The sequence below is a fragment of the Desulfuromonas versatilis genome (genome assembly GCF_019704135.1).
Lineage (GTDB): Bacteria > Desulfobacterota > Desulfuromonadia > Desulfuromonadales > NIT-T3 > Desulfuromonas_A > Desulfuromonas_A versatilis.
The window spans coordinates 2,635,735-2,651,735 of sequence record NZ_AP024355.1; the positions used below are offsets into that span (position 1 = coordinate 2,635,735).

General features: G+C 47.6%; 13 protein-coding genes. All 13 read right to left on the reverse strand.

From position 1 onward, the window contains the following. Positions 1-12: 12 nt before the first annotated feature. Positions 13-1,104: an acyltransferase family protein gene (locus DESUT3_RS11890; protein ID WP_221248698.1), complete on the reverse strand. Its 1,092-nt coding sequence runs from the start codon at positions 1,102-1,104 to the stop codon at positions 13-15. Between the two features lie 2 nt (positions 1,105-1,106). After that, positions 1,107-1,802 carry a GDSL-type esterase/lipase family protein gene (locus DESUT3_RS11895; RefSeq protein ID WP_221248699.1) on the reverse strand — a complete coding sequence of 232 codons (696 nt, stop codon included), beginning with the start codon at positions 1,800-1,802 and terminating at the stop codon, positions 1,107-1,109. Positions 1,803-1,861: 59 nt separating this feature from the next. Beyond that, a complete protein-coding gene (locus tag DESUT3_RS11900; RefSeq protein WP_221248700.1) occupies positions 1,862-4,282 on the reverse strand; it encodes a hypothetical protein in 2,421 nt (806 codons plus the stop codon). A gap of 93 nt (positions 4,283-4,375) precedes the next feature. Then, the gene (locus DESUT3_RS11905; protein ID WP_221248702.1) at positions 4,376-5,689 is read right to left on the reverse strand and encodes a nucleotide sugar dehydrogenase; all 1,314 of its coding nucleotides are present in this window, start codon (positions 5,687-5,689) and stop codon (positions 4,376-4,378) included. A 20-nt stretch (positions 5,690-5,709) separates the two neighbouring features. Then, positions 5,710-6,960, reverse strand: coding sequence for a glycosyltransferase family 4 protein (locus DESUT3_RS11910; protein WP_221248703.1), 1,251 nt, complete (start codon positions 6,958-6,960; stop codon positions 5,710-5,712). A gap of 66 nt (positions 6,961-7,026) precedes the next feature. Continuing rightward, a complete protein-coding gene (locus DESUT3_RS11915; RefSeq protein WP_221248705.1) occupies positions 7,027-7,536 on the reverse strand; it encodes a serine O-acetyltransferase in 510 nt (169 codons plus the stop codon). Next, a complete protein-coding gene (locus DESUT3_RS11920; protein WP_221248707.1) occupies positions 7,533-8,675 on the reverse strand; it encodes a glycosyltransferase in 1,143 nt (380 codons plus the stop codon). Before DESUT3_RS11920 ends, DESUT3_RS11915 begins: the two co-directional genes overlap by 4 nt. Next, positions 8,672-9,769: a glycosyltransferase gene (locus DESUT3_RS11925; protein WP_221248708.1), complete on the reverse strand. Its 1,098-nt coding sequence runs from the start codon at positions 9,767-9,769 to the stop codon at positions 8,672-8,674. The genes DESUT3_RS11920 and DESUT3_RS11925 overlap by 4 nt, the downstream gene beginning before the upstream one ends. Beyond that, complete coding sequence (locus DESUT3_RS11930; protein WP_221248709.1) at positions 9,759-11,129, reverse strand: phenylacetate--CoA ligase family protein; 1,371 nt, start codon at positions 11,127-11,129, stop codon at positions 9,759-9,761. Before DESUT3_RS11930 ends, DESUT3_RS11925 begins: the two co-directional genes overlap by 11 nt. A gap of 12 nt (positions 11,130-11,141) precedes the next feature. Next, positions 11,142-12,641: a lipopolysaccharide biosynthesis protein gene (locus tag DESUT3_RS11935; RefSeq protein WP_221248711.1), complete on the reverse strand. Its 1,500-nt coding sequence runs from the start codon at positions 12,639-12,641 to the stop codon at positions 11,142-11,144. 7 nt (positions 12,642-12,648) lie between these two features. Continuing rightward, the gene (locus DESUT3_RS11940; protein WP_225911702.1) at positions 12,649-13,926 is read right to left on the reverse strand and encodes an O-antigen ligase family protein; all 1,278 of its coding nucleotides are present in this window, start codon (positions 13,924-13,926) and stop codon (positions 12,649-12,651) included. A gap of 4 nt (positions 13,927-13,930) precedes the next feature. Then, positions 13,931-15,058: a hypothetical protein gene (locus DESUT3_RS11945; RefSeq protein ID WP_221248714.1), complete on the reverse strand. Its 1,128-nt coding sequence runs from the start codon at positions 15,056-15,058 to the stop codon at positions 13,931-13,933. A gap of 17 nt (positions 15,059-15,075) precedes the next feature. After that, positions 15,076-15,897, reverse strand: a complete 822-nt coding sequence (locus DESUT3_RS11950) for a glycosyltransferase family 2 protein (RefSeq protein WP_221248715.1) — start codon at positions 15,895-15,897, stop codon at positions 15,076-15,078. Between the last annotated feature and the right edge of the window lie 104 nt (positions 15,898-16,001).

Below are 16,001 nucleotides of genomic sequence, written 5' to 3' on the forward strand. Positions count from 1 at the left end.
CAAGGACCACCCTTAAGAGGGCTCGGGTTCGCTAGCAGCCACCTGCTCCCTCTTAATAGTTCCAAGAGGTTCCGGTTTTCTAAATTTGGTCCGCAAACCTAAAAAGGGCTGCTCAACTAAATGATACGAAAAAATTGCCGCAGCAAATGCCAGGATAATATTTAGTGGAAATGCGCATAATATTGATTCTGACGCCCTATTAAGGAAAGGCTGCTGCCAAAGATATAGGGAATAACTTAAAGCTCCCAAGTATGCAAAAATTCTTGAGTTGAGAACATGCCCTGTTCTTGTTTCAGGATTTCGAATTGCCCAATCAATTAAAAGGGCAATGACAAAATTCATCAAAGTGGTCCCTACCGTATAACTAATTGAAATATAGCTACTAAAATAATTCAGAGTTAAAACACCAAATGCGATTAGCGGGACCCATACACCACCAATACATCGGTCTTTAATTTTAGGTGCTCCCCAGTAATGTCGAAGGCCAGCTAAAAGGCAACCGGTGGCAAGAGCATCGCAGACAGTCTGAAAACTTTCTCCAATACCTGGACGTTGAGATGGGAAAAACTCCCAAGTCAAAACCCGGATAATCGGTACTGCGACAACTACTCCAAGGGCAAACCAAAGCCCCCTCCGGTTCCCAAAGAAAATGAGAGCAATAGGCCATAGCAAATAAAATTGCTCTTCCACAGCCAATGACCACAAATGACCAACCTCCCAACCACGATCATAATGATAATTCATGGTATAGGTGAGGGAGTGCAATACATCAGAAAACGAAAGTTGTATCCAACCAAATGAATTCGCAGTGACGACGCATGCGACAAAAAAGTATAAAGCTGGGAAAATCCTTATGGTCCGACGGATGTAAAAATTTTTGAGAGAAATCTGTCCATATTTTTCTCGCTCCTGGAGAAGGAGGGTTGTTATCAAAAACCCAGAGAGAACGAAAAAAATCCGCACCCCAAGGTTACCTACATGAAGTAAGTCACCAAGGCGACCTGGCAAAGTGAAGTAACGCGTGCCATTGCAATGGGCAAGCAGGACAAAGGCCACGGCAATACAGCGAATGCCATCCAGGCAAGGGATGCGTGATGTACTCACATCTACTCCTTTTGTTTCAAAAGGTCTTTGATTGCGTGAGCCCATTGAATATATCCGGATCCGTTAAGGTGTATTCCGTCATTAGTGTAATTCGCGCTTAAATTTCCGTCTTCATCAACCAATTGAGGTGTTATATTAAGAAAAATTGCAGAATGCCTTGCGGCTAACTCTTTTAACTTTGAGTTCAGCAATGCAATTTTCTGATTATTGACATCACCTCTGTAGATTGAACTATTAACTGGGAATACGGCATTTATTACAATAAGGGAATCTTTGGCAACCTTAGGGATATCGGTAACCAAGGCTTCATAGTTGTCTGCAATAGAGGTTGGGTCAAGTCCCTTTGCTAAATCGTTAAAACCAACCATCAATATTGCTACAGCAGGTTTCCCGTAAATGGCTTCAGACAAACGATCCAGTACACCACCAACGGTATTCCCACCAATCCCACGGTTATAAACGTTGCAAACCTCAAGGAGTTCGGACCACTCTCCTCTGTCAATGTGGCTGTCCCCAAGTAAGACTATCCCCCCTGGCTTTACTTCCCCCAATACTGAGAATTGCGAAATGCGATCGGCAGAATAAAGTTGACTACCAGGAATCGGTCGCCAAAGCATTGGACGGATTGAAACAACAGCAGCCAGTACCCACCCTCCTAATACCAAGACATTAATAGGCTTAAAATTTTTTTGTATCATTAATTTTAGAATTAAACAGCAGGAGTTTATAAGATTGGCATATTAATTATATAGTCAAACTAGTCTGTCTCCCCTGTTAAATTTTTCAGCAATATAGGAGCGCTGAGCCTTCCGGTTGCAATGACACCGCTGTCAGAAGCATAGTAGACTCTCCCTTCCTCTGGATAGCTGCCAGCCTTAAGAGTAAAGACTTGGTCAACATTCTTGTTCTTTGGGGCAATGAAGGTGTATTCGACATTGGGCACAAGATCAACAAGTATGTGCCTTGGCCCGTAACCATAGGGAGGGTACCCTGGATCTGCAGGGACGACATAGGTGACATCCTCGCTCACCAAAGCGCCGTCCTTGTCAGCCGAGAACATGGCTACCCAGCTGCCATCGGGGTTGATAGGGTCAGAGATGAAGACGCCCCGCATGTTTCCGGATGCCGCATCAATTCGGGCAGTCTCAGTCATGTCCTGTTGGTTTTTGTCAGTCGCCTCGATGACGTGGAGGAACTGGTCGTACTCCTGCGTCACGGCGGGGGTGTATTTGACCCGCCAGTAGCCGGTTGCCGGAACTGTTTCGGTGAACGTGCCGCCAGTCGGGTAAAGGGTTTTGGTGAAAGCCTTGCTACTTCCCTTGGTGACGGTAATGGTGTCGCTAGAAGTCGTCGGATCGGCCATGTATTGTGTGTACCATTCCTTGAGGTTTCCCGCAGCCGAGTTGCTTTGTGTTACGTCACAAACCACGAAGAATCCGGGCCGGATATGCAACATGGAGCGCCTGAAAAGTTTTGCTTTGTCGGTTTTCCACACCCGTTGGTAGGCGTTAGTAATGTCCCCAGAAACATACGAATAAGCCAAACCGTCCTCCACCCTGTCAACGGCTGGCACTGTTTGATCGGGGTTTGAAGCCCAGTGGTCGGAGTTGTTAAAAACTACCGTATTATGCGATGCGGAAGCCCGATTCATGTTCTCATGTGTCAACAAACGATCCGCCCCGCGCTGTATGGTAAAATGCCCCTCGTCAAAGACTTCATGCCCCGAATAGGATTTCCCTTCAAGCCGAATCGAAGAAAAAATCGAACCTACACTATTATCCCAATCCGAGCGACTGGTGAAAAAGCCCGTGCCTTTGGCTAGATATGAGAGAGGCTGGGTCGAAAACCCAGCGGAGTCAATATCTGTTTGATACCATAGGGTTTTGACCCAAAGAGGGGGCGCCGTGTCAGCAAAAGGAACGGTATCCACAAGGGTCTGGGCGACCTTGCCAATTTGTGAAGAGGGGTTTAGCCGCTGGTGTATCCCTGTAAATGTATAGGCCGGATAGCGGCGATGCACACCAATTGTGTTCCCGGTCCACTCGCCGTAAATTGGGACACTGACCAAATCGGGGCCAGTCCGGTGTACAAGAGCGTGAACCAATTCCTCGGGCCAGGCGGAGCCAGATATAAGTGGATCGCCGGTGGCAGTATAATAACCATAGATTCCGGGGAGGGCATAAATCCAACCACTGCCGTAGTTCCACCCCTCTGAGGTGTCCCCGCCGGATAACTTCAGGTCGTTTTCTACCTGTTCGAGTATCGTCCCGGTGAGGATTGACTTGTATGCAGACAAATAAGTCGCTGCATCTGGATTGCTCCCGTATGTGGCCACTGGGATCAAGGACATAAGGTAAGCATGCCCACCCATGAAGTTATTGGCCATATCTCCATAGGTATATGCCTTGGTTGATTTATCAGAGACATCAGTGCAGTTGTTTGTCCCTGTGCAATCTCCATTCCGGTCTTCATGGTATCGAACACCGCTTACTAAAACGCCATTGTTATAACTTGACCGAACCCCCCGAATCCAATCGAACCAGCGATACATCATAGATTCAAGGTCCAGCCGATCTTGTGGGCTCAAGGTGTCATAAATCCAGTCATAGACAATCGGAACGGCGGCAATCCCACGGGATGAATACCCGAGCTTATAGGAGTTAAGGGGGGTCCCTATTGCCGCAGATTCGCCGGCATTAACCGTGACACCATTCCGCTCCCCAGGCCTGATGGCGTTGAGGCCGTTATACTCCTCCCCCACGCTAAGGCTTTTGTATATGCCTTCGATCAGGATTTCTCGCAGATAAGCCGCATAGCTTGCTGCCTTTGATGGGTTATCATCTTTAAGCACCTGATATGCAAGCCCAAAATTCATCAGGTATTCCGCATACCCGTTCATCCGATAACCCATCCAGTAAACCTGGCCAGAGTCATAGGAGATGCCGCCCTCGTTGGAATCGGCTGTATTTCCCAGACGGGCATCGCACCACGCCTCCAGGGCAACCCAGTCGGCATCGCTTGCTGATTGCTTAGCATTTAACCGGGAAAGCTCTGCAGCATTCAACCAAATGCGTGGGTGCGCACCATCAGGAAGGTAATCGGGAGGACCAAATGAAAATGCAATACCCTGCAATCCAATACAACTGAGAATCAAGGTTAAAAGGAAATGTTTTCTCACTTTAACACTCCTTTTGGAGGAATATCGCCGAACAAAAAAAGAATTCATGCCTCATAGAACTTAACAGCCACCCCTATTGATATAATTACATTTTTACCAACAAATCCCCTCGTAACGACCTTTTTGGGTTCGATTAGACCCAATCCTAACAAAATCAATTACAATTTGACCACTGTTGATATGCCTTAAAACATCGGAAAATTCTTTTGATCCATTTCCAATTACAATTACTTCAGAGTTCTCCAATACGTCCTGAACGCTTCTAACCATTAACCGTGAAATATGTGGAATATGATTTAAAATATAGTCACGATTCGCGCCAGTTATGGTGGCCATATTCACGTTTTTATCGTAAAGCTTCAGTTCATATCCTTTTCCAATCAAACTTTCTATAACATCTACAATAGGGCTTTCGCGCAAATCATCAGTACCCTCCTTAAAACTAAACCCAAGGACCCCAATTTTACGTTTTCCATGGCCCATAATCATTTTAAGTCCACGCTGTACTTGCAATTGGTTTCCTGGGAGGATTGCATTAAGTACAGGGGTTTCTATATCAAGAATTTTTGCCTTATAGGTTAGCGCTCGAACATCTTTGGGAAGACATGAGCCGCCGAAGGCAAAGCCGGGCTTTAAATAATAAGGCGAAAGGTTCAACTTTTTATCTTGGCAGAAGATGTCCATTACTTGGTGCCCATCAATTTCCAAGGCCTTGCAAATATTACCAATTTCATTTGCAAACCCAACTTTTAATGCATGCCATACATTGTCTGTATACTTGACCATTTCCGCTGTAGCGACATCGGTGCGAACAAGAGGAGCATCTAGGGATGCATAAATTTGGGCTAACATCTCACCACTTTTTTCATCTGTCTCACCTATTACAGTCTTAGGAGGGTTAAAGTAATCGTTAACTGCCGTGCCTTCGCGCAAGAATTCTGGATTATTACAGACACCAAAGTCAATGCCCGCTTTCTTTCCTGAACTCTCCTCAAGCGTTGGGATAACAACATCTCGCATAGTTCCAGGCAATATAGTCGATCTCGCAACGACCACGTGGAAAGCCGTCTTCTTTGCGATCGCAGCACCAATCTCTTCACAAACACGGCGAACATACTTTAAATCAAGGCTACCATTTAGCTGACTGGGTGTCCCTACACAAATAAGTGAGATTTCGGTTTTAAGAACAGCAGCAACAGAGTCATTTGTGGCTGAAAGTCGTCCTGACTTAAGACCATCTGAAATAATTTCACCAATTTCATTCTCAATAATGGGCGAAAGCCCCCGGTTAATTAGATCTACTTTTGTTAGATTAGGGTCAACGCCAATTACGACATGGCCATCTCTAGCTAAGCAACCTGCGGATACAGCACCGACATAGCCCAAACCAAAAACACTAATGTTCATTATATACCCCCCAATTTTTATTAGTTCTTAACTCCGCCAACCACCCCAAGGCACATCTGATCAAACTTATCAACTACAGGGCCCCACGTGAATTGCTCACGTACCAGTTTTTGTCCAGCCCTTCCTATTTCCAGTGCACGATCTTGACCCTGCAGTAATTCAATCACCCTACTCGCAAACATTTCAGACTTATCGGCGATAAATATATTTTCGCCATCAACTACAGGCAACCCTTCAGCCCCTATTGTCGTAGACACTACAGGGACTCCCATTGCCATGGTTTCAAAAATTTTAATCCTCGTACCACCGCCGACGCGAAGTGGCACAACAGAGACTGCAGCACGGGCAATAAAAGGCCTTATATCGTCAACACTTCCCGTCACAGATATGCTGTTATCCAAATTTGCAAGTTTACGCACTGCGGAGGTAGGGTTACGTCCAAGAATTGTAAGCTTGGCAGTCGGAAACGATTCCCTAATTAGGGGGTATATATTTTTCGAAAATTCAATTATACCATCAATATTTGGCATCCAATCCATCGACCCTAAAAACACTATATGACCCGGCTCTGGCTGATAAACACATGAAGAGAAAAAGTCAACATCGACGCCAGTAGGGACATAACCAAGCACGTTTTCCAACCTAAACTGATCTTTAAACTGTTTTTGATCGGCTTCACTCACAGCAATGACACCTGCAAATTGAGAACATGTTTTCGCCTCATAACTTTTATAACGTTGCCACTGCAAATACATGTAAGCTTTTTTCAGTAAATTTCCTGAAACTTCGTAATGTCTTTTCCAAATCTGGCTCTCGACATTATGTTGAAAAACAATTGACTTAGCCATTGGAAAGTCTTTACTAATGATATTTCTACTCATTGACAAAAAATCTAGAACAACAATGTCGTAATTGTATTCTTTTACAATTTCACTAATTTTTTGATGGGCCTCTTTTTTGTAGTATTTATCAATAACATAAGGCATGTCCGAAAATAATAGATTTTTTAAAAGTTCAAGATAGAATTTAAAGCTTCCCTTGGGCTCATCCTCACAAGGGATCCAAAATTGCTTGGAAGAATATTCCCCTGCCCGTTCTTTGGCTTCATTCGGAGTAGATTTAGTTATTAAAGCTATGTATGTAATATTGTGCCTCTTGTGCCACTCTTTCAACATTTGATAGGTTCTTATTTTACCGCCTGAATCAAGTGGATGAAGTGGGTCGGCCTTAATCCAAAGTATTTCTTTTGGACAAGATTTTTCCTGCAGCATATGGTATGTATCCCCTCAGTTTATTATTGAAAAATATCAAATATTTACCTTACATAAATCCCACATTCACGACTCAATATTTTTCAATATTTTCGCCGGAACTCCTCCCATCACAACATTTGAAGGTACGTCTTTAACTACAACAGCATTCGCTCCAATAATTGAACCATCATCTATTCTAATGTCTCCCAATACTTTGGCACCTGATCCAAAAAAGATTTTACATCCCAATTTAGGACTTTTCCCTTTCTCAGCACCTATCACAACACCACTCTCTATTACAACATCATCACCAGCCGTAACAGCCGAATTAACGACCACACCGACACTATGCAGAATAATGAAGCGCCGACCGAACTTAGCATCTAAACCGATGACACAACCACATAGAACCGAATTAAGCTTATGGAAAAGAAGGGCTATAGGCTTGGCCCACAGGCGTCTATTCGACCATGCCATAGCCCGATAGAGGACCATACTGAGGGTCGCATCGCTCAGCCAAGCCCTCGCAACCAGCCCGTGTGTATCTGCGCCATAAAGCCAACGCGCTTTGGCCTTGATGTCCTCAAAAATCATCCATCCTCCCCGGACAAAATAGATGCCAATGTGGCGGCATTCACCCGCCAGGACTGAACTGCTATTCGTCGCTCACCCAGCATGGGTCCAAGGAATACCTTTTCAAGAGCCACCTTCAAACTCTCTGGATTCCTTGGTTGGACCAATGTAATCCTATCATCTTCTCTGGCCAACTCTGGCACGCCACCTACCGCTGTTGCGACAACCGGGGTATTGCATGCAAGGGCCTCAAGAATCACATTTGGGACGCCCTCCATATAGCTGGGAAGACAAAGAACGTCCGCAGCATTCATCCAAATAGCGATATCCCGATGGCTGATGCTCCCCGCAAAATAAACCCTTTCCGCTACACCTTCCCTGGCAATGCATTCACGAAAGCACCTCTCCCAAGGCCCAGCCCCGACCACAATCAGCCTTTCGTTGGAATTCACCCGCGCCCTGCGCGAGAAAGCGACCGCTAATTCCCCCAAGCCTTTTGTTTTCAAAAGGTTGCCAACATAAAGGAGCAGTCGTTCTCCAGCGCCCAACCTCAGCGTCTGCCGGCAATCGGCTTTATCTCGTGGATAGAAAATCTGGTCGTTGACACCATTGTAAACAACGTGACACTTGGCCGCTGGAACACCAAAGTCAACCAATCGGCTTTTCAATGCCTGACTAACACAGATGACCCCCCTCGCTCGGGCGATTGCCTGCAACGACACCTTGGTCAATACCCCACCAGGAGAAAGACGGTTAACGTCAGTACCATGAACTTTCAAGTAAAATGGGACCCGCCACTTTTCGGCCAACCTTCCAGCCGCCCAGCCATCCGGGTAAAGCCACGCACCAATAACCAGAGCGAAGGGGCGTTGCCGATGCATGGCTTCTGCTGTAGCACTGACGGATCTCAACAGCATCTTTCCATAGTAAGCCCGCATTATTCCTGGTGGGTACCAATAGACAGGGTACGCATGAGAATTCTTATCTGCCACCTGCCTACCAACTTTGGCGCCAATTCGATCCACCCATGGAATTGGCGAAAGAACAGACACATCGAACAGGTCGGAAAGGGCCTTAACCTGTTGGTAGTTAAAGGTGGCCTGATTCGGATGGGCAGGATTTGGATACAGATTCGATAGAAACAAAAGACGCTGTTTCATTTAGGCCTCAACACCGCTTGATAAATCTCAAGGTACTGCCTAGCCGCGCCTTCTATGCCGAATTTCCCTAAAACGCGTTCCCTACCGGCCTGTCCCATCCTCTTTCGAAGGTCAGGGTCCCTTAATAAGGTGGAAATTTTGTCAGCGACGGCTTCATACTGGCCAGCCGGAACGATGAATCCGGTCACACTGTCCGAAACTACCTCGGGGTTGCCACCAACATCGGTCGCAATAATCGGTATCTGACAGCTCATCGCCTCCAAGAGGGTCAGGGATACCCCTTCCGTGCGCGAGGTAAGCGTAAAAACATCGAACTCGGGCACCAACTGCGGAACGTCATGCCTGGTGCCCATGAACATAACAACCTCATCGAGCCCTTCTTTAGCGACAAAATCTTCCAGTTCCTGTCGCATAGGCCCATCACCGACCAGCATTAAGCGAAACTTGTGGCCAGCTCGCGTGAGCACCAAACAGGCCTTCAGCAAGGTGATGTGATCCTTTTCCGGAACCAGCCTAGCAACTGTTCCAACGACTGGGGTGGCATCATCGATACCCAGGCTTTTCAGCAGGCGCCTCTCCCCCTTGGGCGAAAAAACCTCCGTGTTTATCCCATTCAGAATCGTCCGAACTTTCCCTTTCGGGATCTTTTCAATCTCCCGACAAACCAAGGCTGAGTCTTCTGATACCGTGACAACCATTTTGGTCAAGGCTGAAGAGATTCGGTTGAGCCATACTTTTTTCTTATGCGTTGGGCAATTACGCCCATGTTTCGTATGCACTACCGGTACGCCGCAGACCAGACCTGCCAGGGAACCGTAAAAATGCGGGGCAGGATTGTGCGTATGGATTATATCGATTTTCTCCCGTTTCACGATTTTAGCCAGTTCGGCAATAATACCCAGACGTAGACCAGGAGTCTTTCCGATTTCAAATACGTCCTTAACGTCTAAAGCACGGGCAAGCCCACCGGCCTCTTCCAGACACACAATTTTCGCATCGACTGTAAGACCAAGAGCGAAAACAAGGTCAAGGACGAACTTTTCCAGGCCCCCAACATGTAGACCAAGTGTTACATGCAGGACTTTAATTTTCATGGCTAACAGGCTGCAAATTTGAAATGGTGACTCGATATTTTCCTGATGCAGTTAAGGGAATATCAGGGACAATATCAAATCGGATCTCCATATTTTGCCCGACGCCACATTTGATATGATGTTTAAGTTCTTCCATTTTTTTATTAGAAAATGGTTCGCATAGAACTAACTTTATAACAAGCAGCTTTAAACTTTCTTGTGTGACCTGAAATCTATAAACTTCTGGCAGTTCCCGAAACAACCGAGGAAAAAATTCACCAGGAAGATTTCTGCCATTGACCGTTTGGATGGCGTCTAAGGATCGCCCAACAACATCACCGAGCAACTCCAACCCGCGCCCACAAGAGCAAGGCAGATCGGATACTAACCCTAAATCACCTATTTCGTATCGGACAAAGGGCATCCCATAATTATGAAGATCTGTGATCACGATCCGCCCCATCTCCCCTGGCTTGGCGTGCCTGCCGTCATCCTGAAGGATTTCTACTATCAAGTTTTCCATACTTATGTGAAGGCCCTCTCGTTTTTCGCACTCGCAAGCAATTAGCATAAACTCCCTGCAACCATATGTATTGTAAGCCTTACAACCGAAGGCGTTTTCAATAGATTCTCTTTGAAATGGGTAAAGTTTTTCTGCAGCGCTAAGAATTGATTTTGGCTGGAAAAGTGTTTCTCCGTTACTAGATATGAACCTTGCAAATTCGTACAATGGGTTGGTATAGCCGATTATCGCGTCAGGTTGAAATTTTTCAAGGCTTTTCATACAACACAGCATCTGTTCAAAATCGAAATCAAAGCAATTGAAGTAAATATGCCTATCGAACCGTTGGTGAAAATATTCTTTCAATTTTTTTATTGTTGACCTGGATTCTAGGCTTACTCCCCATATATGCGCCTGCTTTGTCCCGGGGCCAGCCCCCAACCATGAATACCCCCTTTTCGACATGGCAACCCGCCATTCGTAACTCTCCTTGGTATAGCCAAAGTGCAGGGGTTGGCCGGTGGACCCTCCGGTTGATTTTTTCCAAAGCGAAGCACGATAGGGTGCGCAGACGAGGTCGTTGAAGTTTTTCCTGATGAGATCCTTCGTCAGAATCGGGAGCTTTTCCAGATCGCCTAAAGATTGGAGGCGATCCGGTTTGAAGTCCCAAGCCGAAAAAAGCTGCCTGTAATAGGTTGAATGCTTTTGGGCATAAACAAGGAGTTTCCTAAGGGAATCAAGCTGGTTTGAACGAAGTTCATCGAGGGAGCGCCATTGGCTCTGACAAGCCGCCTCGTAAAGAGCCGCAGTATTTCTGCCCTTTCCTGCTTCGAAAGCAGGAAAAAGAACCCTCTGGTATAACTTCTGATAAATATCCATTCCAAACCATCCTCAACTGACAAAAGAAAGCCCGAATTTCCTGAAAACTTCTTTTCGGCCTTCCGTATCCATGTAAAAAGCGAAGCAACAGATTAAATAAACAACAACTGAAACAAAAATCATCCCTGAAAATTTCAAGTAGGAATCAATTGAAATTGCTCGATGAACTAAGAGGCCAGGGATAGAAAAAAAAATGCCGGCACTAAGCGGAATCAAAACACCACGGAAAAGATAGTCCCTGACGGGGACCTTAAGGACTCTGCAGGTGTACCAGATGAGGCCAACGGTGTTCACAAAATTTGGAACTGTCATCCCCCAAGCCACCCCATAAAGCCCATAGACCGACCCCCACCAGAGGCTCAGAAGAAGGTTCAGCAACGCCGTCCCGGCCATCAAAAAGGTTGGGAACCGCAGATGCGACGTCCCCATCAGGATCGGGAAGGCCACCCCCCTCTGCACGAGGAAAAAGAGAGATGAGAGAGTGAGAACTGAAAGAATATTGCCCGACACCTCTCGGTATCTCTCCCCCATCCAGAGAGCAATGAAGTCGCCGCCAAAAATAAAGAGGCCGAAGCAGACCGGCACCACGATGAAGGCGGTTAGCCTGCTGTACTTCAAATAAATATCTTGCAATCCACTTTTTTTGTTAAGCGCGTCAAACTGGCTTACCCTAGGCATTATGGCATTGGATACACCAGACACCAGTTGCATGAAATAGATAATGAAATTATTGGCAATCGTGAAAAACACGATTGCTTGGACCGAAATTACCGACCCGACAACCATTGAGCTAGTATTAAAGCTAATTTTACTAGCGAATTGAAATAATAAAACATAAAAACTGTAGCCGGCCACCATTTTGAAGACATCAAAGTTAAAATATTTTTTTCTAATTCGTATCTCTGGGTGCTTGAATCGAACAAAGATATAAAAGAAAGCAGCCTGCAGTAATGTTACCCCCATAAGCAACTCACCAAGGACCAGCATCCCGTTTTCGTATTTCAGAACGACAAAGGTTAGAACAACCCGCACCAAGAGCAGCAGGTTCTTGACCATGTTGAAATAAACGAATTTTTGTAACCCATGCAGCAACCCCTCGAATACTTCGAAGGAAAAACTCAAGGCAACATTAAGAGAGACAATAATGGTCGCCAACCTGGCAACCCGCCGGAACTCTGGCGGCACTTGGAAGACGACATCAATCAAAAAGGCAATACCGATACCGCAGATGAACACCACGGCACCAGAGATTGAAAAAAAAAGGAAGTTCGAGCTGACCACTTCGTTAACTTTTTCCATCTCCCCCCGAGCATAGTATTTGGAGATGAAACGGACGTTGGCCAACGGGACGCCAAGTTGCAACAGGGCAAAGTAGCCGGTAATCGAGGAGATGAGCAGCCATATCCCATACTGCTCCTCCCCTAGAACCTGGACGCAGAAAGGGTAGAGAAAGAATACGGAAACTACTGAAAGGATGATATTGGACCAGTTGGCAAGAACGTTTTTCAGCATGTCGCGCTCACAACATTAATCTTACGATGATATTAATCCCGACAATCTGCGCGACGACCATCCCGCCTACGCTGCCCCAGCTGAAACGTTCAGCAACCTCTTCCCGCGAGCACCCTATTAAGCCCCCCCCCCGGCCGTAAATGCTTGCCATCATCAGCGCGCACACCATAAAGGGCAGGAGGATATAGGATCTGCTGAGAAAAAATATAGCCGCCAGAAGTCCTACGCCGCCAGCAAGGCAGGCGGCCACGAAACGCCGCCTCCGTTCGGCTTCCAGTGATTCGGTTTCGCGAAAAAGGTTCCGCTTTCCCCAGCGCAAGGGGTAGAAGAATAGCCCGAGGAAAAAGAAGGAACCGACAAAGCCCAACTCTGCAAGTACCAGCATGTAGGAATTATGCGCCGTCAAGTAATGGTAGTCGGTGAACATTCCCTTCCCGACCCCGAAAATTGGATTAGACTTAAACATCTGAAAACCAGCGTGCCAAGCCTCCACCCGTCCATAAGCCGATTCCTCTTCCGCCGAAATTTGCGCCATCCGGCTCGGCCCGAACACCATCAGAGCCGTTGCCAGAACCAGCCCGACCGCCACCCCCTTCACGCTTCTAAAACGCAACACCAGGTAAGTAAACACCGAAGCGAGCAACGCCAACACCGCCCCCCGCGAGTTGGTCAAATAGAGTGCATAAATCAGGGGAGGTAGGCAGAGGGCCAAAAGGTATTTGCGATTTACCAGTAGGTTAACCAGAAATGGCACCGGCAATACGAGGGCCAGCCCGAAGTCGTTCGGATCGTTAAACGGGCCAAACCAGCGGACACGAAGCAATCCAACCCTCCCCTCCTCGGCATTCTGATACTGAATTAACGGCTCCATCCCCCCCCACGAAACCCCATGCACCGACTGTAGCCACGCCTGGTAAGCGAGAAAGATCGTCAAACCTGTCAGCAGGAAAACGAACCCGTTGACCTTCTTTTCCGAGTCAAGGGCATGCGCTACCAGAAAATAGCCAACGATTGATGGCAAGAAGTCCCGCACCCCGTCAATAGCCCCGCCGATGTAACCGTGACTGAGATGAGAAAGAACGATCGCAATTACGAAACCGACCATCATGACGTCGGTTTTGTATCTGAACAACTTAATCTTCCCGCTCCCCCAAGCCATAAGGAGGGCCACAATCGAGACCACCCCAAGCACCATGAAAATCGGACTGCCATACAGCCCCGGCATCCATTCAAATGGCCGGATGTAATACAGTGAGATATACAGGCAGAGCAAAAAGAACAGCATCAAATCAGGCAGCCTCGCCAGATGGCAAGCTCCTCCGTCCCACACCGAAAAGGTGATCGCGCATCAAATCCAAGCCCATCGGGCTTTCAGATTCCAATGCTCGGATAACGTTGGTCATCTCCCTGGCACTTACGTAGTGTCGGGCTGCACCGGTTTCTTCCGCACCCCCTGAAAGATGAGCGAAAAGAGCGTCAGCACCCTGCTGGTCGAAAAACCACTTCAGGTTTTCCTCCTGGGTACCATGGGCATACAACTTCACGAAAATGTGCTCTTCTGCTCCCCGCACGCAAATGCCCTGATTGATCCAGTCCCGCACCCGCCCTTCGGTAACCGGATTGCTTGCAATTAGGCCACTATTTTCGATTCTCGGCACAATACCAAATTTTCGGTTGTGCCATGCCGGGCAGAGCGGACCCTGAACCATCAACAACCCTTCACCGCTGTCCCCTACCTGGGCATCCCTGCCCCAATCATGGGATTTGGGCCTGCCAGGATCATCCACCGCATAGTAAATACTATTCACCTTACGGGTCTGGGTATTGCTCGGCGCCGAAGGCATGGTGAAATCGGCATAGCACCCCGTTTCCTGCAAGATGGTGATCTCGTCATTCACCCCGCACCAGCGCCCATCCGGCCGCGAGTTATCCAAAGCCCAGTTGCCATGGATAAACCCGTAGACGATCTCCCCGGTGCGCTTATCCACCGAAAGCAGCCCATGCTCTTCATGCAGCCGCTTCTTGTAATCGAGAAGCGTCCGCCGCAGGTTCTCTGACGTGTCGTTGTCGTGGTGCAGGTGGATCTCAACCTCGCCATACCCTGCATGGCAAAGCTCTGCCAAAGCGTCGAGGTCGTCTTTCTGGTACTCCTCTTCGGGATAGAAAAAGCTGTATTTCAGCATCTCACCATCAGAGTCCCGGTACTTCTCGGCGATCTTCGGCCATTCGTCCAGCCAGCGCTGTAGCCGTCTGCGGGCCGTCGCCTTGTCGGCCTTATTCCAGTAAGGCTCGAAATGGTCGCAGATGCAGAAGTAAATATGCTTCGGCTTTACATGCGGCCCCAAAAACCGCCGCTTGAGGTCGCGGGCGAAATAATGGGGGAGCCAGTTCAGGTTGTCGGCAATTTTGCGAATCATTCAATATCCAGAAAAAATCAGGCGCCCGTCTGTCGGTAAAGCCCCTTGGCGGAAAACCATCCACCGTGCTTGCGGTAGTAATAGAGCAGCCCGCCGAAATGGCTGAGCGACACCTTGGAAAATGGCTTTTTGTGCGAAATCTGTTGGGTGTGATGGAGGACCGTAAAGCCGGGGTAGAAGAGGATGCGTTTTTTCGCCTTGCGGACCCGCACGCTGTAATCGAGGTCTTCAGGGGAATAGAAGATCTTCTCGTCCAGGTACCCGACCTGGTCTGTCAACTCGCGACGAAACAGCCAGCAGGCGGAGATCGCCGTATCCACATCGGTTTCTTCGGTGAAGGGAAATTCGGAATAGAAATCGAGATTCGGCACCTGCACCCCGAAGACCGCCTTGGGGATTTTGCTCAGCTTCTGCCAGAAGGTCGGGAACCTTTTCACCGAGTTCTGCACCGACTGGTCAGGGAGCAGCAGCCTCGGCACCAGAAGCCCGATGGAGTCATCCCGGTCAAGCCTGCTCAAGGCATCCATCAGGCTCCCCTCCCCCAGCTCGGTGTCGGAATCAAGGATGCAGATATTGCGGCCGTTTGCTTCCCGCATGCCGATATTTCGCGGATAGGTCGTTCCGGTATTCTTGCCGAGCAAAACGGAACGAAAACGCCCAGGGTTCTCCTTTTGGAATTTGCCGAAGATGGCCTCGCTGCCATCCGTTGAGCCGTTGTCGACGACGATGATCTCGAAGTCGATCCCCTCCGACTGGCACTTGGACACGATCGACCCGAAACAGTCATCGAGGAACTTTTTCGAATTCCAGGTCAGGATAATGAATGAAATATCTCGCATTTTAGAACCCATACTTGGATAACTTATTGTTTTGGACGCGGATCAAATCTGAGTTACGCGGATTTAAAAACAAAAAAGCTTTCAAGTTATTCCTCATTTCTTGA